This window comes from Luteimonas campi (assembly GCF_051162505.1).
In the GTDB taxonomy this organism is placed as follows: domain Bacteria; phylum Pseudomonadota; class Gammaproteobacteria; order Xanthomonadales; family Xanthomonadaceae; genus Luteimonas.
This window is the reverse complement of the sequence record NZ_JBNWEM010000006.1, coordinates 210291-230865: the sequence shown is the minus strand read 5'-3', so window position 1 is coordinate 230865 and position 20575 is coordinate 210291. Positions and strand designations below refer to the sequence as shown.

Here is a 20575-nt window from a genome sequence, read left to right as displayed (position 1 = left end):
CGACGAGCTGCGGAGCGAGGCCCTGGCACTGGCTTGAGCGGCGCGCCTCAAGACAGTTGCTGAGTTAAGCCGACTTGCGTAGTGGAGCCAAACACATGGCAAGCTCTTTCTGCCATGTGTTTGGTGTAACGAAGCAAGTTCGGCTTGAACGAATTGTTAGGGCGCAAGGCCCCGCTACTTGACCTTTGTAAGCTTAACCTTCTTGTCGCCACCCTTTCGCTGGCGAAAAATTTCGATTCTGTAGTGCTGCGGGATCGGCAACTCGGGACGGCGGGGAGTTCTTGGCTTGGGTTGGCGCACGGGCTCTTCAACTTCTTCGCACGGCTCCCAGAACTCGTCCGACATGGGAAGCTGCTCGGGATGTCGTGGGGCTTTGTCTAAGCTTGTCGCGAGATCTCTCAGCAGTTCTGGCGAGTTTGCGACCTCTTGACCCCAGCGGTCTTGGATCTCAGCTACCGCCTGGTCGGATGTGAGTTGGCCGCGTTGAACACGATCAAAGAGATTCTTAAGGTAATAGATTTCCCCGCCGCTTTGCTTCGAGTTGCCTCGCACGCTCCCGCAGCCAAAGCGTTGTTTTGCTTGGTCAAAGAGCGCATTCGTAACGTACGACGCTTGCTCTCGGATCGCTTGAACCCCAGACACAAATCCGCCGTAGTTGCCAATAGCGATATAGAGCGCTCCCGCAGTAGCCGCAACCTTGCCAAGGCCCTTGATAGAGCCCTCTTCAACTACAAGAGTAACCGCGTAATCAGGTAGGTTGAGATGGCTCTCAACATAGCTGTCCCACTCGTCAAACAGCTGCGTGGAATAGTGCGTGAATTCGTCCTTCTCGAACGCAGGAGACTTGATGTAAAAGGACGTTGTTACGACATCAAGCATCAGTTCCCCCTGATCTGTCCCTGCGCCCTAACTACTATTAGACCGATGCGGTCCGTGTAGCACCGATTCTCTGCCCCAGTGACTCGTGCAGTCAATTAGGCCCTTTTCTTTGCCGATCAGCATCTTGTTCGCTTGGGGCAGGCCCGGGCCAAGGCTGGGGTCGGCACGTTATCAGGCGAGGGCGCGGCGATAAGTCTTATCGCGGCACTGGTACTGCGATAACGGAAGTGACATGCGCGCGAGACACGCGCGGGGTGTTTGGCGGCGTTTGCAGCCTTGTTCGAAGCGGAAGGCGGCGGTACCTGGGTCGGCGCGTGTTCTTGCGCTGGACTCACCGAAATATCGGGTGGGGCGATGCTCGGTGCAGCCAGGTATTAGGCAGTGGGCTGCCCTTGATTCACCTCGCCCAAGGCTCCCCTGCCAGCCGCTCCGCCAGATAATCGATCAGCGCCTGCACCCTGGCCGGCCGACGTCGCCCCGGAGGGGTCACGATATGCAGGGCAATCGGTTCCGGTTGCCAGTCGTCGAGCACGGTTTCGAGCGTGCCCTCGCGCAGATCCGGCCAGACCAGGAACTCCGGTTGCAGCGCGAGGCCGAGGCCGGCGCGCAGGGCGGGGAGGAAGACTTCGGCGTTGTTGGCCTGCAGTTGCGCGGGCACGGCCTGGGCGAATTCGCCGTGACGCGCGTGGCGCAGGCGCCAGGCGGTGCCGCTGCGCGAATGGGCGTAGTGCAGGGCGCGGTGCTGCGCCAGCTCGCGCGGGTGCTGCGGGCGGCCGTGGCGGGCGAAGTAGTCCGGCGCGCCGACCATCAGCAGGCGCACCGTGCAGAGCCGGCGGGCGCGCAGGCTGGAGTCGGCCAGCGAGGAGATGCGAAGCGCAAGGTCGAAGCGCTGCCCAACGAGGTCGACCAGCTCGTCGCTGAGCGCAATGTCGAGCTGCACCTGCGGATGCGCCTGCAGGAAGCTGGGCAGCATCGGCGCGAGTCGCGCGACGCCGAACGACATCGGCGCGGCCAGGCGGATCGGGCCGCGCAGGCTGGCCGACTGTTCGGCCGCTTCGAGCTCCACCGCCTCGCCTTCCTCGAGGATGCGACTGGCGCGCTCCAGTGCGGCCTCGCCGCTCTCGGTCAGCGACATGCGCCGCGAGGTGCGGTGGAACAGGCTGGTGCCGATGCGCGCCTCCAGCCGGGTGATGGCCTTGGAAACGGTGGCCTGAGACAGCGACAGCGACTCGGCGGCGCGGGCGAAGGAGCCGGCTTCGGCTACGGTGGCGAAGATGGCCCAGGCTTCGAGGTCGGGCAGGCGGGTCATGGCAAGCTCCGGACGGGCGCTCGGATCATGTCACAAATGGAAAGAATGATTTTCCATTGATTCTATTCCGGTGATAGGGGCCGCTGCCTAGACTGGCCCCAGTCCCGAATGCAGGAGCACCGCCATGATCGAACGCCGTCCCTTCGACAGCCTGGGTGGAGCCAACCACGGCTGGCTCGATGCGAAGCATCATTTCTCGTTCGCCGAGTACCACGATCCGGCCCGCGTCCACTGGGGTGCGCTGCGGGTGTGGAACGACGACACCATCCAGCCCCGCACCGGCTTCCCGCCGCATGCGCACGCCGACATGGAGATCATCACCTACGTGCGCGAAGGCGCGATCACCCACCAGGACAGCCTCGGCAACAAGGGGCGCACCGAAGCGGGCGACGTGCAGGTGATGAGCGCCGGCAGCGGCATCCGCCACGCCGAGTACAACCTGGAGCCGGGCGTCACCCGCATCTTCCAGATCTGGATCTTCCCGGATCGCAAGGGCGAGGCGCCGGCCTGGGGGGCCAAGCCCTTCCCCAAGGGCGAGCGTTCGGGCCGGTTCGTGACCCTGGCCAGCGGCATGGATGGCGACGGCGATGCGCTGCCGATCCGCACCAACGCGCGCGTCCTCGGGGCCAGCCTCAAGGCCGGCGAGAGCACCGAGTACCGCTTCGCCGATGCGGGCCGCTATGGCTACCTGGTGCCGGCCAGCGGTCGCGTGGAAGTGGAGGGCGTGACCCTGGAGGCGCGCGATGGCGCCGCCATCAGCGGCGAGGAACGCATCCGCGTCACCGCGCTGGAGGATGCGGAACTGGTACTGGTCGACACCGCAGCCTGATGGCTGCATGCGCGGGGCGGGCAACCGCCCCGCGTACGTGGGCGGGGCGCGCGAATCATGCGGCCGCGTCCGCCTGGGATGCCGCCCGCTTGCGAAGTCGTGATCAGGATTCCCAGCATCGTCCCCATCTGCAGGCGGCAGCCGCGACACATCAACGCGCGGCGATGAGGTGGCCGCATCGGCACCCTGGGAACGCCACGCGTGCGTGCCGCGCCCATGCCGGTTCACTGCCCGATCACGGCGCGCGGCGACACTCGCGCGCATGCCCTCGACACGCACCTCCACCGCCCGCCGGCCATCGCGCCGGCGCGCCCTCACGCCCGCCGAACGCGACGCGATCGAGGCGGGCCTCCGCTACGTCAGCGACACCGCGCCGGGGATCACGCGCCAGCGACGCGGACGCGGCTTCTGCTACCGCGATCCGGATGGCGCCATCGTGCGCGATGCCGACACCCTGCAGCGCATCCGCATGCTGGCCATCCCGCCCGCGTATCGCCAAGTGTGGATCTGCGCATCGCCGCTGGGCCACATCCAGGCCACCGGCCGCGATGCGCGCGGCCGCAAGCAGTACCGGTATCACCCCGACTGGCGGCCGCTGCGCGATGCCAACAAGTTCGACCGCATTGTCGCCTTCGGCCGTGCGCCGCCGAAGCTGCGCCAGCGCGTGCGTGCCGACCTGGCGCGGCCGGGGCTGCCGCGCGAGAAGGTGCTGGCCGGCGTGGTCGCGATCATGGCCTGCACGCTGATCCGCGTGGGCAACGACTGCTATGCGCGGCAAAACGGATCCTTCGGCCTGACCACGCTGCGCACCCGCCACGCGCGCTTTCTGGGCCAGGAACTGCGGCTGCAGTTCAACGGCAAGGGCGGCCGCGCGCACGAGGCCGGCATACAGGACGCGCGGCTGCTGAAGCTGGTGCGCGCGATGCACGAACTGCCGGGGCAGCGCCTGTTCCAGTATCGCGACGAGGACGGCAGCCTGGTGCCGGTGGAGTCGAGCGACGTCAACGCCTATCTGCGCGAGTGCATGGGCGCCGACTTCACCGCGAAGGACTTCCGCACCTGGGGCGCGACCGAGGCCGCCTTCCGGCAACTGGCGGAGATCCCGGCCGACGCGGCGACTTCCGACACCGCCGCCGCAGGCGTCTGTCGCGAGGTGGTGACCTCGGTCGCGGCGATGCTGGGCAATACGCCGACGGTGTGTCGCAAGAGCTATGTCGATCCGCGCGTGTTCGAGGGCTGGCGGGACGGGCGGCTGCACCGCAGGACGGCCAGGCTGCGCGGTCCCCGTCAGTGGGAGGCCGCCCTGCTGGGTTTTCTCGCGCGCGCGCCGCGCGACGGCGGTGGCGCGCGCTAGCCTTCGCCCGCGCTGCGCACCACGTAGCGGTTGCGGCCGCTGTGCTTGGCTTCGTAGAGCGCATCGTCGCTGAGCTTGAACAGCTGCGGCATCGTCAGGCACGCGCGCGCGGCGCTCACCGCGCCGCAGCTGATGGTCAGGCGGCCGGTGGGCGAACCCTGGTGCGCGATCTCCAGCGCCCCGATGGCGGTCATGAACTTGTCGAGCAGTGGCCTTGGGTCGGGCGTCTCCGGCAGCACCACGGCGAACTCCTCGCCGCCATAGCGCGCCACCAGGTCCGAGTGCCGGGCCGCGATCGCCGCGATCGCCGCTTCCCGCCCGGCGCTGCCTTCGACTGCTGGAGTCCAGTCCATGTCGCCACCCCTTGCGCGGCCGGCCGCTGTTTCCACGGATCCGCGCGGTATCAATAGCGCGATCGCGACCGGCCTTCAACGCTGCACGTGCCGGATCCGTGCGTGGGTGCGCGGTTCGTGGCGGCGGGCGATGGCGGCGGGGAAGCGGTGCCGGAATGGGGGGCGGCGGAGCGGCCAGACACGGGTGCGGCCCGGCCTGCCACCGGGCACGGCGCGGGCCGACGCGGCTGTCGCTACGACGCGTCCGCGCTGGGCTCCGGCTGCTCGCCGGCCGCGCCAGGGGCGCGCGCGGCCTGGATGGCACGGACGCGCGCCTTGCGCAGCGCCTGGCCGATCTGCGGGCCATCCATGCCTTCGTGGACGATGTCGCGCGCGTTCACCGCGAGCGCAGCGGCGTGCAGGCGCTGCAGTTCCTGTCCCTGCGGATACGGCTCGTCCTGCAGGCCGAGGCGGCCACGCTTGTCGGCCTCGCAGACCAGCGCCAGCTTCGGGATGCGCGCGGGTTTGCGGAACGCATCGCAGCGCTGCAGCAGGTCGTGCACGGTGCTGTCGCGCAGTTCGCGCAGGCGATGCACGTTGAGGTGTTCGCGGCAGGCGATGATCGCAAGCTCGCGGTGCTCAAGCGGCACCTTCAGGCGCTCGCACAGTGCGCGCAGCGGCGCGACGCCCGCCTGCTCGTGGCCGATGTGGCGCGGCAGCACGTGGGCGGGGGTGAGTGCCTTGCCCAGGTCGTGGGTCAGCGCGGCGAAGCCGATCATCGCGTCGCCCGGCGCCAGGCTCGCGGCCATGTCGCTGACCAGCTCCTGGTGCGTGCCGGTATCGACCTCCGGGTGGTACTCGGCGCGCTGCGGCACGCCATACAGCGCGTCGACCTCGGGCAGCACGGCCGCCAGTGCGCCGGCCCCGCGCAGGGTACGCAGGAAGGCCGATGGCTGCTTCGCCTGCAGCGCCTTGCACAGCTCCTGCCAGACGCGCTCGGCCACCAGGGTGTCGAGTTCGCCGCTGTCTGCCATCTGTCGCATCAGCGCCATCGTCTCCGGCGCCACGCGGAAGCCCAGCGGCGCCAATCGCGCCATGAACCGCGCCGCGCGCAGCACCCGCAGCGGATCCTCGACGAAGGCCGGGCCGACATGGCGCAGCACGCGCGCCTCGATGTCCTTGGCGCCGCCGAACGGGTCGACCAGTTCGCCGCCGTCGTCCTGCGCGATCGCGTTGATGGTGAAGTCGCGCCGTACGAGGTCCTGTTCCAGCGTCACCGACGGATCGGCATGCACCACGAAGCCGCGGTGACCGCGTGCGCTCTTGCGTTCGGTGCGCGCCAGCGCGTGTTCCTCGCCGGTACGCGGATGCAGGAACACCGGGAAATCGCGTCCAACCGGGCGGAAGCCGGCGGCCAGCATCGATTCGGGCGTCTCCCCGACCACCACCCAGTCGCGGTCGCCCGGCGGCTGGCCGAGCAGCCGGTCGCGCACCGCGCCGCCGACCAGATACGTCCGCATGCCTAGCCCAGCACGCGCGCGCTGAGCAGGCCCAGCAGCGCTGTCGCGTCGACCTTGCGGCCGAAGGTCCTGGTGATCGGCGTGGCCTGGCCGGAAATCCACAGCCGCAGTTCCGAATCCATGTCGAAGCTGCCCGCGTTCTCCACCGAGAAGCTGACGATGCTGCGGTAGGGAATGGACAGGGTCTCGACCTTGCTGCCGGTCAGTCCCTGCTTGTTGACCAGGACGAGGCGATGGCTGGTGAAGACGAACAGGTCGCGGAACAGGATGAAGCCCCGCTCCACCCGTTCGCCCTCGACCAGCAGCGGCGCGAGTTCCGCGGCGACCTTGTCGATCGGCGCGTCGCCGGCGTTGCCCAGCAGTGCATCGAGCAGACCCATGTGCGGCCCCTGTGGAGGAAGTGGCGCCAGCTTAGCGCCTGGCGCTCAGCCGGTGGCCGTCGGCGTGGGGCAGGCGAACGCCTTGCGCGGGGCGCCGGTGCCGCCGCGCATGCGCTCGGTGACCGGCGTGGCCTTGCCGAACATGCGCCAGTCGTAGAGCACGCTGAAGGCGAGGATGCGGGCGACGTATTCGCGCGTCTCGCGATAGCTGATCGTCTCGATCCACAGGTCCGGGTCCATCTGCGGACGCTGCGACAGCCAGCGCGAGGTCGGCGTGGGCCCCGCGTTGTAGGCGGCGATGGCGACATACGGCTTGCCGTACATCTCTTCCTTCTCGCGCAGGTAGGCGGTGCCGATCGCGATGTTGGTGGCCGGGTCGTACAGGTCCTGCGCGCCGTTCCAGGGCAGTCCCAGCCGTCGCGCCACCGCCGCGCCGGTGGAGGGAAGCACCTGCATCAGGCCGCGCGCATCGGCGGGCGAACGGGCGTTGGGGTTGAAGGTGCTCTCGGCGCGGATCTCGGCCGCGACCCAGGCCGGGTCGAGCCCGTTCTTCCTGGCCTCGCGCTGGATGACGTCGGCGTGGTGGATGGGGAAGCGCAGCGTATAAAGCCGCGTCTCGCCCGGCGCCTTGCCGAGGTTGAACACGGCGCGGTCGAACCAGCCGTGCTCCTGCGCCACCTCCACCGCGATGCGGCGCTGCGCGTCATCGAAGCGCGACAGCGCGTCCTGCCATTCGCGCGTCGCCCAGCCGCTGCGACCGGCACGGTACAGGGCCATCGCGCGCACGATCGCGGGATCCTTGGCGACCGCTGCCTTGTCGGCCGGCTCATGCGTGGGGTTCCAGGGGCAGAGTGCATAGGGCCGGTCGAGGCGGTCGGCGGCCAGGAAACCGTGGAACTCCGGCTGCGCGGCCACCTGCGCGAACAGGGCCTGCGCGCCGCTGCGATCGCCGGTGAGCTCGCGCATGCGCGCCTCGAACCATTGCCAGCGCGAGCTGGCGCGCTGCGCCGGGCCCATCTTCTGCAGCGCGGCCAGCGCGGCGCTCCAGTCCGAGCGCGCCAGCGCCTCGCGCACGCGCCATTCGTGCAGGCGTTCGTCGTAGGCGCTGTCGGGCACGCGCGCGAGCAATCGCGCCGAGTCGGGCAGGTAGGAGGCGACCGTCCACAGCGCGGCCTGGTAGAGCACGCGGCCACGCTCGGCTTCGCCGAACTCCAGCGCCGCGGCGATCGCGGGCAGCCGCGCTTCCGCCGCCAGCGGGTCGTCCTTGCCGAACTTCGCCAGGCCGTGCGACGCCACCAGGCGACTGCGCGCGGTCTTGGGCCAGCCCAGGGCGCGATCGTGCGGCGCGGTCATGAAGGCGGCGTAGTCGTTGGCCAAAGCCTGCTGGTCGGCGGGCAGGCCGCGCGCGGCTGCGCGCATCACGCCCGGCTGCCACTCGGTGGCGGCCAGTTCGATGCGCTCCCAGCGCAGCGCCGCGTCCAGCCCGCCGCTGGCGGCCAGCGCGTCGAACACCGGATCGCAGCTGTCGGGCAGCGAGTTGCCGCTGCTGCGCCACATCGCCTGCGCGTCGCGCGTCCACTGCGCGTCCATCGCGCCGGTGCGCTGACGCGCCTGCAGCTCGGCGCAGCGCAGCGCGGGGCTGGTGATCGACGGCGACCAGGCCGCGCGCAGCCCGCGCCAGTCCTCGCGCTTGAGCAGGGCGCGCAGCCAGGCCTCGCGGAACACTTCGGCCACGGCTTCGCCCTGGTGGCGCGACAGGAAACCCTGGGCCTCCGCCGCGGGCAGGGTGTCGATGTCGCGCCGCAGCCTGGCCATCTCGACCCAGCGCCGCGCCGGGTGCGAGGACGCCAGCGCAGGCGCGGGCAGGCCGCGTTCGGCGGCTTCGAGGGCGGCGCGCAGGGGGGCGGAATCGTCCTGCGCCTGGACCAGCGGCAGGACCGACAGCATGAGCGCGGCGAGTAGGATGGGCGGCCGTTTCGACATCCGCCGACTATAGCCAGAGCCCGATGAACATCCTTTCAGACAACGCCCGCAGCGAAGGTACCGCCACATGATCGAAGGCTGGTGGGTGTTCCCGCTGCTGGGCGTGGCCGCCGGCGTGCTGGCCGGGCTGCTCGGCATCGGCGGCGGGCTGGTGCTGATCGGCGCGCTGGTGTGGCTGCTGCCGGCCTACGGCGTTCCGCAGGAAGCCGCCATGCACGCCGCGCTGGCCAGTTCGCTGGCGAGCATCGTGCTCACCGCATCCTCGTCCGCGCGCGCGCACCACAAGCGCGGCAGCGTGCTGTGGCCGACGGTGGCGTGGATGGTGCCGGGCCTGCTGCTCGGCGGCTGGCTGGGCAGCCTGGTCGCGGTGGGGCTGCAGGGCGAGGTGCTGCGCTGGTGCGTGGCGCTGTACTGCTTCCTGGTCGCGGCGCAGATGGCCTTCGGCGGCCCGCGCGGCGGCGTGGCGCTGGCGGATGTGGTGCCGCGCGGCATGCCCATGATCGCGGCCGGGGGCGGCATCGGCGCGGTCTCGGCGATCGTCGGCATCGGTGGCGGCAGCATGACCGTCCCCCTGCTGGTGTGGCGCGGCGTGGTGCCGGTGCGCGCGGTCGGCACCTCCTCGGCCTGCGGCATCTTCATCGGCCTGGCGAGCGCGGCCGGTTATGCGCTGCATGCGCCGGCGGGCGTGCTGCCGGCGCATGCGCTCGGCTACGTCTACCTGCCGGCGGCGATCGGCATCGCACTGGCCTCGGTGCTGGCCGCGCCCCTGGGCACGCGCCTGGCGCACGCGATCAGCGGCGCCGCGCTCAAGCGCGTGTTCGCGGTGTTCATGGTGCTGGTGGGGATCAGCGTGCTGCTGTGAGCCGCTTCAGTCGGCGCTGGCCAACGCATCCTCGGCGTGGCGCAGGAAGTCGCTCACGTACCATACGCCGTCGCGACGCTCGAGGTTGACGATGGTGTCGATGGGCGTGCCGGCCAGCGCGTACTGCATGCGCACGCGCGCCACGTCGCCGGTCTGCGACTGCAGCTGCACATCCATCGCGGCCAGGTCGGCATCCAGGTCGAAGCCGTAGGACACCAGCACCTGCTTGCCGGTGGACAGCACCCGCGACATGCGCTGTAGCGAATCGGTCATCCCGGCCTCCGCGAACGCCTGGTCGCTGTCGAGCCCGGCCTCGCGCGCGGCCGCGGTCATGGCCGTAATCGCGGCCCGCGCACGATCGCGGTCGCCGATCGGCGCGCCCGCGGCCCAGGCGCCGAAGGCCTGCACCAGCTGCGGATAGTGCTCGCGCTCGGACACGCTGAACTCGCCCTGCTGCAGGATGTACTGCACGGTGAACAGGGTCAGGAACTCGGCCGCCGCGCCCAGGCTGGCATCGGCCAGCTGCCGTTCGAAGCCGCGCTCCAGCACCTGTTCGGCGTCGGGCGCGGACAGGGCGGCCATGGCGCGCGGGAGGTGGCGCGCGAACGGCAGCTGGTCCAGCGGCCAGCGCGTGCGGCCTTCGCCCCACGCCGCCTGCAGGCGGGCGTGGACGGCGGGGGTCACGGCGTGCTGGGCAAAGGCTTCCAGGTCGTTAGCCCGCAGGTCGGCGGTGAGCCGGCGCACGGCTTCGACGGGGGTGGCGGCTGCGGCCGCCGCGGCCACATCCGCCGCCGGCCGGCTGCAGCCGGCCAGGACGGCCAGCAGCACGCACAGTGCCGCGATCGTGCGGTTCCCCATGGCAGCCCCTTCCACTTCGTTGCGCCCGCATCTTGGCCGCTGTGAAGACGCTGTTCAACCGCGGCGGCAGCGAAACGAGGTGCGGTCCGCGCTTTCGACGCGCGGGCGGCGGGCGCTACAGGTCGCGCACCACCCAGCCGGCGGGCAGGTCGACGTGGCCGGCATCGATCGCCGCCTGGGCGACCGCCTGCGGCGGCTGCCCGGCCTGCCAGGCCCGGGCGATGGCCGCCAGGCGTTCGCGGGTGGCCCGGGTGTAGGCGCCTTCCAGCTCGTTCTGCGCGTCGGCCGCCAGCTTCTGCGGGTACAGCGTGGCAGCCTCCCTGCTGTGGTTGAGCAGGTCCACCAGCAGCGCCAGGTGGCGGCGGAACGCGTCGGCGCCCAGCGAGGTGCGCTGGGTGCGCTGCAGGTGCCAGACCACGAGGTATTCGACCGGGCCGAGCATCCGCCGCGGCGAACTGCCGAAGAAGCCGCCCGCCAGCGCCCCCGCGCTCATCCCGGTCACGTTCTCGGGCAGGCGCGTGGCGCCCCAGGAACTGAGCGCGCCGCCCGGCAGGTCGGAGCGGCGCAGCGCGGTGACCACGGTATCGGCGAGCAGTCGCTTGGCGTCGCCGTCGTCGCTTTCGGCAACCACGCCCAGCAGACGCAGGAACATCGGATAGTGGTCCTCGCCGAGCCGCCGCGACAGCCGCTTGAGCACCGCCAGCCGGTACTCGGGATCGTCGTGCGCCGCCAGCGTCGAGACTAGACGTGCCGCGGCCTGCCGCAGCTGGTCGGGCGAGGGAGCCTGGGTATTCACCCGGCCATTATCGGCCAGCGGGATGGCGCGCGCTGCGGCGGCTCAGAGCGCCGCCAGGATGCTGTCGACGCCGGCATTGGCCGCTTCGGCGCGATCCATCGCGGCCAGCCGGGACACCAGTGCAGCGTCACGGGGCAGGGTGTGCGGGGCGTCCGCGCCTTCCCAGGCCGCGAGTTCGAGCACTGATTCGCCCGGGTCGAGCAGCGCCGCAGGCGCGGCCGCGTCCGGCGCGAACTCCATCCCGCCCCGCAGCAGGTCCTGCTGGCGGGCCTCGTCGAGCGACACCTGCCCTGCCTGGGGCAGGCCGGTCGTGCCGAAGCCGGGAGGGTTGGAACCGATGCTGCTCATGGGGTCGGACGGGGGCGGGCCGGGGCCGCAATGGCGGGGACAGGCACACTGTAGCGAGGCTGTCATCTGCCCGCATCCCGGGGGCAACCCTAGGCCGCGGCGCGACGCAGGGGGTGTTCATCCGGATGCCGGCGAGATCATCGGGTCTCCACGGCCCGCATCCATCGACATGCTAGCCTCGGGCCGCGTTCACGCCAGCCACCGGACCTTCGCATGGCCGACAAGGACCAGGGCGCCGACAAGACCGAAAAGCCGACCCCGAAAAAGATCCGCGACGCGCGCAAGGAAGGCAATGTCGCGCGCAGCAAGGAACTGACCGGGACCGTGCTGCTGCTGGGCTGGATCGCGCTGGGCGGGATGCTGGCCTCGTTCATCTACGGGCGCCTGGCCGGGCTGTTCAACCAGAGCCTGCAGGCCGTGGGCCAGGATTTCCACGAGGCGCTGCCGCGGCTCGGCCAGCTCGCCTTCGAAACCCTGCTGTGGATCTGCCTGCCGCTGCTGGCGATGGTGCTGGCGCTGGGCGTGGTGATCGAGTTCCTGCAGGTCGGCCCGGTGCTGTCGATCAAGAAGATCACGCCGAAGATGGACAAGATGAACCCGGTCGAGGGCGTCAAGCGGATGTTCTCGATGGACAACCTGGTCGAACTGGTCAAGTCCGTGCTCAAGTGCGCGGCCTTGATCGGCATCGGCTATATCGTGCTGCGCGGCATGATGGAGTGGCTGCTGAAGCTGCCCTACGCCCCGCCCTCGGCGATGGCCGCGGCGTTCTGGCATGGCGTGAAGTGGATCGCGGTCTGGACCATCGCGGTGTTCTTCCTCGTCTCCGCGCTGGACGTGTGGTACCAGAAGTTCTCCTACACCAGGAAGCTGCGCATGAGCCGGCGCGACATCCGCCAGGAGCTCAAGGAGAACGAGGGCGACCCCTACGTCAAGCAGCGTCGCCGGCAGTTGCATCAGGAGTGGGCGCAGCAGAACATGCTGACTTCGGTGCGCAAGTCCAACGTCGTCGTGACCAATCCCACCCACATCGCCGTCGCCCTGCAGTACGAGCCCGGCGAGACCGAGCTGCCGGTGGTGGTGGCCAAGGGCGAAGGCGCGTTCGCCGAACTGATCAAGAAGACCGCCGAGGAAGAAGGCATCCCGATCCTGCAGAACGTGCCGCTGGCGCGCGGGCTCAACGAGCAGGTCGAACTGGACGACTACATTTCAGGCGAATTCTTCGACGCCGTGGCCGAAGTGTTGCACTGGGCCGAGAACGTGCGCCGCGCGCGCGGCGATGACATCGAGACGGTGTACCGGGAGCCGGAAGCGGAGTAGACGGGGTGTTTGACCGATCCGTTGCGGGAGGTCGAGTTCCCTTTCGTCGGCTCCGATAGGGACGCCGCTCCCCGTCGATCGGAGCTGGGTCCGCCCGCACCGCGCCTACTTCACCCGCCGCTTCTCCAGCTTCCGCGCCAGCGTGCGCCGGTGCATGCCGAGCTGGCGCGCGGCCTCGGAGATGTTGAAGTCCGCCGCGGCCAGGGCTTCGTGGATATGTTCCCACTCCAGCGTCTTGATCGAGGTCTGGCGCCGGGTCAGTTCCACCTCCGCGTCGCCGCCCTCGCGTGCGAACGCCGCTTCGATGTCGTCGGTGTTCGAGGGCTTGGCCAGGTAGTGGTGGGCACCGAGCTTGATCGCCTCCACCGCGGTGGCGATGCTGGCGTAGCCGGTCAGCACCACGATCAGCATGTCCGGGTCGTGGGCGTGCAGTGCCTTGACGCAGGCCAGCCCGGAGCTGCCCCCCGCCAGCTTGAGGTCGACCACCGCATGGGTGGGAGCGAACTCCTGCAGCAGCGGCGCCAGGCCGTCCACGTTGCTCGCGCCGCGCACCTGGTAGCCGCGGCGCTCGAACGAGCGCGCCAGCGTGCGGGCGAAGGCGGCATCGTCCTCGACGATCAGCAGACGGCGCGATTCAGTGTTCATCATCATCCTGCTCCAGCGACAGCGCCGCCAGCGGCAGGGTGACGGTCACCATGGCGCCACCGGAAGGCGGGTTGCGTGCGGCAATGGTACCGCCCAGCGTGCGGGCCACGTTCAGGGCCAGGAACAGGCCCAGGCCGCGCCCGGGCGCATCCTTGCTCGAGTTGTAGGGGGCGCCGAGACGCTCGAGGATGTCCGGCGCGAAGCCGGGGCCATCGTCGGTCACCCGCAGCACCAGCATGCCCGCCTCGGTCGACGCCTCCAGGCGAACGCGCGCGTGCGAGGCTTCCAGCGCGTTGTCCAGCACGTTCCACAGCATCTGCTGCAGGCCGGCGTCGGAGACGATGGCGAACTCGCCCTCCACCCCGTCGTGGTACTCGAAACCCCGCACCACGCGGCTGCGCTGCCATTCCTCCAGCAGGCCGTTGAGGAAGGCCCGCAGGGTGGTGCCGCGCGGGGCCTCCGCCCGCGTCTCTCCCGCGGAGGCGAGGATGCCCGAGACGATGGACTTGCAGCGCAGCACCTGCGCCTGCATCTCGGAAATATCCTGAAGCAGTTCCGGATCGGACTGGAACTGCGGCAGGTGGCGCCAGTCGCCGAGGATCACCGCGATGGTGGCCAGCGGGGTGCCCAGCTCGTGCGCGGCCCCGGAGGCCAGCAGCCCCATGCGCACGACGTGCTCCTCCTCGGCCGCGCGCTGGCGCAGCGCCGCCAGGCGCGCGTCGCGCGCACGCACGATCCGGCCGATCCGGATCACGAACGCCACCAGCAGGGTCGCGATCAGGGCGAAGCACAGCAGCAGCCCCAGCACGTAGTAGTCCGGCAGGCCGCGGCCCGGGTGCGCGGGCAGATGGACCGGGCCGGGGAACAGGGCCAGGCCGATGATGCAGGCCGTGGTGAGGCCGGCGATCGCCCAGCTCGACCAGGGCCGCAGCAGCACCGTGGCCACGCCCACCTGCAGCAGGTAGAGGAAGGCGAAGGGGTTGGTGATGCCGCCGCTGAGGTAGAGCTGCACGGTCAGCGCCGCCACGTCCACCACCAGGCCGAGCATCAGCGCGGCATTGGTGACCAGTCCGCGCCCGCGCCACCGCAGCATCGCCACGAGGTTGAAGGCCACCAGCGCCGCCAGCACGGCGAACATCGGCAGCAGCGGCAGGGCGATCCCCAGCCCCGAATGGACCAGGGAGATGGTGAGCAACTGCCCGACAACCGCGATCCAGCGCAGCTGCACCAGCTGGCGCATGCTGTTGACGCCCGCGCTGTCGGTGCCCTCACGCGCGTGGCGGGCGGCGGCGATCGAGGACAGGGGCTGCGGCATGGCGCGCACCCTAGCACGGGGACGGCCGCGCGCCGGATGTCCCGCCGGGATCGAGGGGTGACGCCACGGCGCTTTCCGCCGATGCGGAAGTCCGGAAAAGGTTCTTCTCCAACCATGGGGGCCTTGAGCGGGGTTGTGATACATCCCGCGCAGCTATCCGGCTGTCGCCGCGCCCTGTCGGCCGGAGATCGCTCTGCGCTCGATCAGGACCGCTGCGTGGTCCGGCCCTGCGCAGCACGCCGGCGTTCGCATGGATACATGGCAGAGCCGCGCAATCCAGCCACGCTCACCCTGCCCTGACTCGCGAGCAAGACATGCATGTCTTGCTTGCCGCGATTCCGGCCGTCAGTGCACGGCTCACCGCTGCCGGTGCCGCGGTGCTTCCGATGCGCAGCCTCTATCGAAGCTGCGTCAGTGAATGGGCAACGGTCGACCCGAGCCGGCACCATCCCGGGTCGAGTCGGCCAGCAGCTGTCGCTTTTGTGCGGGCAGACGTCCCCGCACACGCGAGAAGAATAAAAAAACGCCGGCCCCTTCGGGCCGGCGTTGCGTCGCGGCGTTGAGCGATGACGCTACTTGCTGATGTCGACGTCCTTGGTTTCCTTCAGGAAGAAGGTGCCGATGATGAAGGTCATCACCGCGATCACGATCGGGTACCACAGGCCGGCGTAGATGTTGCCGGTCAGCAGCACCAGGGCGAAGGCCGTGGTCGGCAGGAAGCCGCCGAACCAGCCGTTGCCGATGTGATAGGGCAGCGACATCGAGGTGTAGCGGATGCGGGTCGGGAACAGCTCCACCAGCCAGGCCGCGATCGGCCCGTACACCATGGTCACGTACAGCACCAGGATGGTGAGGATCAACAGCACCATCGGCTTGTTCATCTGGCTGTTGTCGGCGGCGGCCGGATAGCCGGCGGCATCGATCGCTGCCGTCAGGTCGGCCTGCAGCTTGGCCTGCGCGGCGGCGGCCTCGTCGGCGGACAGGCCGCTGAGCGACACGCTCTCGATCTCGGTCTCGCCGATACGCACCGATGCCAAGGTGCCGGCCGCGGCCTCTTCGTTGGTGTAGGTGACGCTGCGGGCGTTCAGCAGGTTCTTCACGATGTCGCAGGAATTGCTGAACTTCACGTGGCTCTTCAGCTCACCCGGCACGAACTGGAACGAACAGTCCGCCGGGTCGGCGACGACCACCGCCGGGTTGGCCTGCGAGGCCGCGTACAGGGCCGGGTTGCCGAAGTACATCAGGCCCTTGAACAGCGGGAAATAGGTCAGCGCCGCCAGCAGGCAGCCGACCATGATGATCGGCTTGCGGCCGATCTTGTCCGACAGCCAGCCGAAGAAGATGAACCCGCCGGTGGCGATCGCCAGCGCCGCCGCGATGAACAGGTTGGCGGTGATCGGATCGACCTTCAGCGTCTGGGTCATGAAGAACAGCGCGTAGAACTGGCCGGCGTACCACACCACGGCCTGGCCGGCGGTGGCGCCGAACAGCGCGAGCAGCACGATCTTGCCGTTGCTCCAGGTGCCGAAGCTCTCGGTCAGCGGCGCCTTCGAACGCGTGCCCTCTTCCTTCATCTTCTGGAACAGCGGCGACTCGTTGAGCTGCATGCGGATCCAGATCGAGATGATCAGCAGTACGAACGAGATCAGGAACGGAATGCGCCAGCCCCATTCGGCGAAGGCCTCGTTGCCCAGGATCAGGCGGCAGCCGAGGATCACCAGCAGCGACAGGAACAGGCCGACCGTGGCGGTAGTCTGGATGAAGCTGGTGTACAGGCCGCGCTTGCCCATCGGCGCGTGTTCGGCCACGTAGGTGGCCGCGCCGCCGTACTCGCCGCCCAGGGCCAGGCCCTGCAGGCATCGCAGGACGACCAGGATGATGGGTGCGGCGATGCCGATACTCTCGTAAGTGGGCAACACGCCGACCAGGAAAGTCGAAACGCCCATGATCACGATCGTGATGAGGAAGGTGTACTTGCGGCCGATCAAGTCGCCGAGCCGGCCGAACACGAGCGCACCGAAGGGGCGCACCGCAAAGCCCGCGGCGAAGGTCAGCAGCGCCATGATGAACGCCGGCCCCGGTGCGAGGGACGAGAAGAAGTGCACCGCGATCACCGCGGCCAGTGATCCGTACAGGTAGAAGTCGTACCACTCGAACACGGTGCCCAGGCTCGAGGCGACAATGACCTTGCGATGTTCCTTGGTCATGCCACCGGTCTGGACGGCGGGATTGCTTGCTGCAGTTGACATCGGCGCCTCCCCTTAGAAGCTGTACTTGACGGTCGTATGGATACGCCGAAGATCGCCCTCGCGGTCGTCCTCAAGCGTGCGTTCGCCCCAGCTGACTTCCGCGCCGATATCGAGCTTCGGGAACGGGGAATAGATCAGGTTGGCGTGGAACGACTGGGCGCGTTCGACGGCGGCCCAGCTGGCCGGGCCCCAGCCGGCGAGGCTGCGGTCGTTGTCGAACTCGGCTACCGAATACATCAGGTTGCTGCGCAGCTTTGGCGTGAAGGCGTGGCGCCAGGCCACGAAGCCGCCCGCACCGTCCTGCGCATGCAGTTCGCCGTTGGCATCGAGCACCGCATCGGCGCCGAGGCCGAAGGCGAGGTAACGGCCGATGCCGGCACCATAGTTGGCCATCCAGCGGATGTCGTCGCTGGCGCCGAGGTTGAAGCGGCCCGAGACGCTGACAGCCGCGCCGCTGTCGCTCTCGTCGCCCGACTTGAGCTGTCGCAACAGGCCGGCGATGCTGAAGTGGCCCCAGTCGCCCTTGGTGACGTAGCGGGCGGTGAGGTCGGGCATGAAATTGCTGCCGCCGGCATTGTTGCGCGCTGCGTTGACCACGTTGCTGACCGTCGTCGTGGGATTCTCCAGCGCGATCGAGAACGGGCCGCTGGTGTAGCGGACCTGCGCCTGGCGCACGAAGGTGGTGCCCTCGGTGACGCCGACGAAGTCGACCGCTTCCGGCAGCGCGGCCGTGTCCTGGAAGTTGGACCAGGTCTGGCCGGCCAGCCAGTTGTTCCAGCTCACGAAAGCCTGGCGGATGGTGATGCCGTGGGTATTGGTGGACACCTCGTTGCCGAGGTTGGCGCTGCCGCCACCAAACATGTCGGCCTCGATGTAGCCGCGGAACTTGTCGCCGCCCTCGCTGGTCCAGTCGGCCGCCAGCCAGAAGCGCGAGAACGCGGCATGGATGTCGGTGTACGGATCGGTGTCGGGTTCGGCGCCGTTGGCGGTGACCGGGATCGTGCTCGGAACGTAGAACAGCCGACCGGCCGAGCCGTCGGCGATCGCGCCGTCGCTGGTGTCGGTGGTCATGGCGTCGAGCTTGATGAATCCGCCGTAGGAGAACGTGCTGCCGGGGTTGCCGGCGGTGAGGATCGGCGTGGACTGGATGCGGGGCTTGCCGTCGGCGGCGCCCTGCGCGACCCGGACTTCGTCGAGCTGGGTCTTGGTTTCGGTCACCGTGGCCTGGGTCTGCTGCTGCGACTGCAGCAGCGCCTGCACCTGCGCCTCGAGCTGCGCGATGCGGGCCTCCAGTTCCCGCTCCTTGGTGGTCTGCCCGAACGCGACCCCTGGCGCGATCAGGGCGAACATCATCGCGGCCGCCAAGGGCCGCAGTGGCCTGCGTCTTGTCATCGATCTTCCCCTCCCAGAGAAACATGTGTGCACACTGGCTCGCCGAGGCTGCGCGCGGCGGGCGGCGGTGCCTATTCGTCTTTGGTAGGGGTCGGCGCGGCATCGACCAAAGTCCTAGCATGATGTTGCATTGCAATATGCGTGGATGGGGCACACTTGACCCAGGCACGTCATTGTTCAGAGACACACGTTTCCGGAGGGCGACATGAGCGACATCTATCCCGTCAAGCAGGACTTCGCCGCGGGCACGCGGATCGATCAGGCGCGCTACAGGCGCGACTACGCCGCCTCGGTGCAAGATCCCGACGCTTTCTGGGGCGAGGCTGCGGGCCGGCTCGACTGGTACCGCAAGCCGACCGTGATCAAGGACGTCAGCTACGACCTGGACGACTTCCGGATCCGCTGGTTCGCCGACGGCGAACTCAACGTCAGCGTCAACTGCCTGGACCGGCAGCTCGCCACGCGTGGCGACAAGACCGCGCTGATCTGGGAGTCCGACAGCCCCGACACCGCCCCGTGCCATGTCAGTTACCGCGAATTGCACGAGCGCGTCTGCAAGCTCGGCAACGCGCTGCGCGCGCTGGGCGTGCAGAAGGGCGACCGGGTGACCATCTACCTGCCGATGATCGTCGAGGCCGCGGTGGCGATGCTGGCCTGCGCGCGCATCGGCGCGGTGCACTCGGTGGTGTTCGGTGGCTTCGCGCCCAACTCGATCGCCGACCGCGTCGCCGACTGCGGCAGCAAGCTGATCATCACCGCCGACGAGGGCCTGCGCGGCGGCCGCAAGGTGCCGCTCAAGGCGAACGTGGATGCCGCGCTCAAGCTGCCGGGCACCACGACGGTGGATACGGTCCTGGTGGTGCGCCACACCGGGGGCGCGGTGGACATGCAGATGCCCCGCGACCGCTGGTACGACGCGGTGGTCGATTCGCAGCCGGTCGAATGCGAGCCCGAGCGGATGAATGCGGAAGACCCGCTGTTCATCCTCTACACCTCCGGTTCCACCGGCAAGCCCAAGGGCGTGCTGCACACCACCGCCGGCTACCTGCTGTTCGCCAGCTACACGCACGAGGCTGTCTTCGACCTGCGCGAGGACGACATCTACTGGTGCACCGCCGACGTGGGCTGGGTCACCGGGCACAGCTATATCGTCTACGGGCCGCTGGCCAACGGCGCAACCTCTCTGATGTTCGAGGGCGTGCCGAACTACCCGGACTACTCGCGCTTCTGGAACGTCATCGACCGCCACAAGGTGACGATCTTCTACACCGCGCCCACCGCGATCCGTGCGCTGATGCGCGAGGGCGAGGCGCCGGTGAAGGCGGCCTCGCGCGCCTCCCTGCGCCTGCTCGGCAGCGTCGGCGAGCCGATCAACCCCGAGGCCTGGCGCTGGTACTACGAAGTGGTGGGCGACAGCCGCTGCCCGATCGTCGACACCTGGTGGCAGACCGAGACCGGCGGCATCCTGATCTCACCGCTGCCCGGCGCGATCGACCTCAAGCCCGGTTCGGCGACCCTGCCGTTCTTCGGCGTGCAGCCGGCCCTGGTCGATGCGGAGGGCAAGCTGCTGGAGGGCGCGGCCGAGGGCAACCTGGTGATGCTCGACTCGTGGCCGGGACAGATGCGCACCGTCTATGGCGACCACCAGCGCTTCATCGACACCTATTTCCGCACCTATCCGGGCATGTACTTCAGCGGCGACGGCTGCCGCCGCGACGAGGACGGCTACTACTGGATCACCGGCCGCGTCGACGACGTGATCAACGTGTCCGGCCACCGCATCGGCACCGCGGAAGTGGAAAGCGCCCTGGTCTCGCACCCGAAGGTGGCCGAGGCGGCCGTGGTCGGTTTCCCGCACGACATCAAGGGTCAGGGTATCTACGCCTACGTCACCCTGGTGGCCGACGAGGTGGAGAGCGACGAACTGCTCAAGGAGCTGGTCGCGCACGTGCGCAGGGAAATCGGACCGATCGCGTCTCCGGACTTCCTGCAGTGGGCCCCCGGCCTGCCGAAGACCCGCTCGGGCAAGATCATGCGCCGCATCCTGCGCAAGATCGCGGAGAATGCGCCCGACCAGCTGGGCGACACCAGCACGCTGGCCGATCCTTCCGTGGTCGATTCGCTGGTGAAGAACCGCCACGGCGCCTAGTCGCCGGGGCGGATCCGATAGAAAGACGGGCGCCGGCATCGTGCCGGCGCCGGAGATG

General features: G+C 69.2%; 18 protein-coding genes. 5 read left to right on the top strand and 13 right to left on the bottom strand.

What is annotated here, in order from left to right; translation table 11 throughout:
* Positions 1-174: 174 nt before the first annotated feature.
* Positions 175-879 (bottom strand): hypothetical protein, encoded by a 705-nt coding sequence (locus ACQYVW_RS16410; protein WP_434947715.1) that lies wholly within the window; start codon positions 877-879, stop codon positions 175-177.
* A gap of 397 nt (positions 880-1276) precedes the next feature.
* Entirely contained in the window at positions 1277-2188 is a 912-nt protein-coding gene (locus tag ACQYVW_RS16405) for a LysR family transcriptional regulator (RefSeq protein WP_434936536.1), read from the bottom strand.
* Between the two features lie 124 nt (positions 2189-2312).
* Here ACQYVW_RS16405 and ACQYVW_RS16400 point away from each other — a divergent pair, with 124 nt between their 5' ends.
* Both ACQYVW_RS16400 and ACQYVW_RS16395 read left to right on the top strand, forming a co-directional pair.
* Entirely contained in the window at positions 2313-3017 is a 705-nt protein-coding gene (locus ACQYVW_RS16400; RefSeq protein ID WP_434947714.1) for a pirin family protein, read from the top strand.
* Between the two features lie 262 nt (positions 3018-3279).
* Positions 3280-4371, top strand: a complete 1092-nt coding sequence (locus ACQYVW_RS16395; protein ID WP_434947713.1) for a DNA topoisomerase IB — start codon at positions 3280-3282, stop codon at positions 4369-4371.
* Here the strand turns inward: ACQYVW_RS16395 and ACQYVW_RS16390 are convergent.
* From ACQYVW_RS16390 to ACQYVW_RS16375, 4 genes are all read right to left on the bottom strand, one after another.
* Entirely contained in the window at positions 4368-4724 is a 357-nt protein-coding gene (locus ACQYVW_RS16390; protein WP_434936531.1) for a diguanylate cyclase, read from the bottom strand. The two genes, ACQYVW_RS16395 and ACQYVW_RS16390, sit on opposite strands and share 4 nt — an antisense overlap.
* Before the next feature lie 233 nt (positions 4725-4957).
* Positions 4958-6223, bottom strand: a complete 1266-nt coding sequence (locus ACQYVW_RS16385) for a multifunctional CCA addition/repair protein (protein ID WP_434947712.1) — start codon at positions 6221-6223, stop codon at positions 4958-4960.
* A 2-nt stretch (positions 6224-6225) separates the two neighbouring features.
* Complete coding sequence (locus ACQYVW_RS16380; RefSeq protein ID WP_434947711.1) at positions 6226-6603, bottom strand: PH domain-containing protein; 378 nt, start codon at positions 6601-6603, stop codon at positions 6226-6228.
* 45 nt (positions 6604-6648) lie between these two features.
* The gene (locus ACQYVW_RS16375; protein ID WP_434947710.1) at positions 6649-8586 is read right to left on the bottom strand and encodes a lytic transglycosylase domain-containing protein; all 1938 of its coding nucleotides are present in this window, start codon (positions 8584-8586) and stop codon (positions 6649-6651) included.
* Positions 8587-8653: 67 nt separating this feature from the next.
* Here ACQYVW_RS16375 and ACQYVW_RS16370 point away from each other — a divergent pair, with 67 nt between their 5' ends.
* A complete protein-coding gene (locus tag ACQYVW_RS16370) occupies positions 8654-9448 on the top strand; it encodes a sulfite exporter TauE/SafE family protein (protein WP_434936557.1) in 795 nt (264 codons plus the stop codon).
* A 6-nt stretch (positions 9449-9454) separates the two neighbouring features.
* Here the strand turns inward: ACQYVW_RS16370 and ACQYVW_RS16365 are convergent, their stop codons facing one another.
* The 3 genes from ACQYVW_RS16365 to ACQYVW_RS16355 form a co-directional block, all read right to left on the bottom strand.
* Positions 9455-10306, bottom strand: coding sequence for a hypothetical protein (locus tag ACQYVW_RS16365; RefSeq protein ID WP_434947709.1), 852 nt, complete (start codon positions 10304-10306; stop codon positions 9455-9457).
* Positions 10307-10421: 115 nt separating this feature from the next.
* On the bottom strand, positions 10422-11102 hold the full coding sequence (locus ACQYVW_RS16360; RefSeq protein WP_434947708.1) for a hypothetical protein: 681 nt from the start codon (positions 11100-11102) through the stop codon (positions 10422-10424).
* A 42-nt stretch (positions 11103-11144) separates the two neighbouring features.
* The gene (locus ACQYVW_RS16355) at positions 11145-11450 is read right to left on the bottom strand and encodes a hypothetical protein (protein ID WP_434947707.1); all 306 of its coding nucleotides are present in this window, start codon (positions 11448-11450) and stop codon (positions 11145-11147) included.
* 213 nt (positions 11451-11663) lie between these two features.
* Between ACQYVW_RS16355 and sctU the strand changes: the two genes are divergently transcribed.
* Positions 11664-12767, top strand: a complete 1104-nt coding sequence (gene sctU, locus ACQYVW_RS16350) for a type III secretion system export apparatus subunit SctU (protein ID WP_434934823.1) — start codon at positions 11664-11666, stop codon at positions 12765-12767.
* 105 nt (positions 12768-12872) lie between these two features.
* Here the strand turns inward: sctU and ACQYVW_RS16345 are convergent, their stop codons facing one another.
* The 4 genes from ACQYVW_RS16345 to ACQYVW_RS16330 form a co-directional block, all read right to left on the bottom strand.
* Positions 12873-13412 carry a response regulator transcription factor gene (locus ACQYVW_RS16345; RefSeq protein WP_434934825.1) on the bottom strand — a complete coding sequence of 180 codons (540 nt, stop codon included), beginning with the start codon at positions 13410-13412 and terminating at the stop codon, positions 12873-12875.
* Entirely contained in the window at positions 13402-14727 is a 1326-nt protein-coding gene (locus ACQYVW_RS16340; RefSeq protein WP_434947706.1) for an ATP-binding protein, read from the bottom strand. Before ACQYVW_RS16340 ends, ACQYVW_RS16345 begins: the two co-directional genes overlap by 11 nt.
* Positions 14728-15299: 572 nt before the next feature.
* On the bottom strand, positions 15300-16976 hold the full coding sequence (locus ACQYVW_RS16335) for an MFS transporter (RefSeq protein ID WP_434947705.1): 1677 nt from the start codon (positions 16974-16976) through the stop codon (positions 15300-15302).
* 12 nt (positions 16977-16988) lie between these two features.
* Positions 16989-18329 (bottom strand): DcaP family trimeric outer membrane transporter, encoded by a 1341-nt coding sequence (locus ACQYVW_RS16330; protein ID WP_434934830.1) that lies wholly within the window; start codon positions 18327-18329, stop codon positions 16989-16991.
* Positions 18330-18573: 244 nt separating this feature from the next.
* Here ACQYVW_RS16330 and acs point away from each other — a divergent pair, with 244 nt between their 5' ends.
* Positions 18574-20517: an acetate--CoA ligase gene (gene acs, locus ACQYVW_RS16325; RefSeq protein WP_434934832.1), complete on the top strand. Its 1944-nt coding sequence runs from the start codon at positions 18574-18576 to the stop codon at positions 20515-20517.
* The last annotated feature ends 58 nt before the right edge of the window (positions 20518-20575 follow it).

Excerpts from the sequence above, each read along its gene's own strand:
- ACQYVW_RS16365 (WP_434947709.1), bottom strand. The coding sequence starts at position 10,306 with ATGGGGAACCGCACGATCGCGGCACTGTGCGTGCTGCTGGCCGTCCTG.
- ACQYVW_RS16335 (WP_434947705.1), bottom strand. The coding sequence starts at position 16,976 with ATGTCAACTGCAGCAAGCAATCCCGCCGTCCAGACCGGTGGCATGACC.
- ACQYVW_RS16370 (WP_434936557.1), top strand. The coding sequence starts at position 8,654 with ATGATCGAAGGCTGGTGGGTGTTCCCGCTGCTGGGCGTGGCCGCCGGC.
- ACQYVW_RS16380 (WP_434947711.1), bottom strand. The coding sequence starts at position 6,603 with ATGGGTCTGCTCGATGCACTGCTGGGCAACGCCGGCGACGCGCCGATC.
- ACQYVW_RS16410 (WP_434947715.1), bottom strand. The coding sequence starts at position 879 with ATGCTTGATGTCGTAACAACGTCCTTTTACATCAAGTCTCCTGCGTTC.
- ACQYVW_RS16345 (WP_434934825.1), bottom strand. The coding sequence starts at position 13,412 with ATGAACACTGAATCGCGCCGTCTGCTGATCGTCGAGGACGATGCCGCC.
- acs (WP_434934832.1), top strand. The coding sequence starts at position 18,574 with ATGAGCGACATCTATCCCGTCAAGCAGGACTTCGCCGCGGGCACGCGG.
- ACQYVW_RS16375 (WP_434947710.1), bottom strand. The coding sequence starts at position 8,586 with ATGTCGAAACGGCCGCCCATCCTACTCGCCGCGCTCATGCTGTCGGTC.
- ACQYVW_RS16385 (WP_434947712.1), bottom strand. The coding sequence starts at position 6,223 with ATGCGGACGTATCTGGTCGGCGGCGCGGTGCGCGACCGGCTGCTCGGC.
- ACQYVW_RS16400 (WP_434947714.1), top strand. The coding sequence starts at position 2,313 with ATGATCGAACGCCGTCCCTTCGACAGCCTGGGTGGAGCCAACCACGGC.
- ACQYVW_RS16405 (WP_434936536.1), bottom strand. The coding sequence starts at position 2,188 with ATGACCCGCCTGCCCGACCTCGAAGCCTGGGCCATCTTCGCCACCGTA.
- sctU (WP_434934823.1), top strand. The coding sequence starts at position 11,664 with ATGGCCGACAAGGACCAGGGCGCCGACAAGACCGAAAAGCCGACCCCG.
- ACQYVW_RS16355 (WP_434947707.1), bottom strand. The coding sequence starts at position 11,450 with ATGAGCAGCATCGGTTCCAACCCTCCCGGCTTCGGCACGACCGGCCTG.
- ACQYVW_RS16340 (WP_434947706.1), bottom strand. The coding sequence starts at position 14,727 with ATGCCGCAGCCCCTGTCCTCGATCGCCGCCGCCCGCCACGCGCGTGAG.
- ACQYVW_RS16390 (WP_434936531.1), bottom strand. The coding sequence starts at position 4,724 with ATGGACTGGACTCCAGCAGTCGAAGGCAGCGCCGGGCGGGAAGCGGCG.
- ACQYVW_RS16395 (WP_434947713.1), top strand. The coding sequence starts at position 3,280 with ATGCCCTCGACACGCACCTCCACCGCCCGCCGGCCATCGCGCCGGCGC.
- ACQYVW_RS16330 (WP_434934830.1), bottom strand. The coding sequence starts at position 18,329 with ATGATGTTCGCCCTGATCGCGCCAGGGGTCGCGTTCGGGCAGACCACC.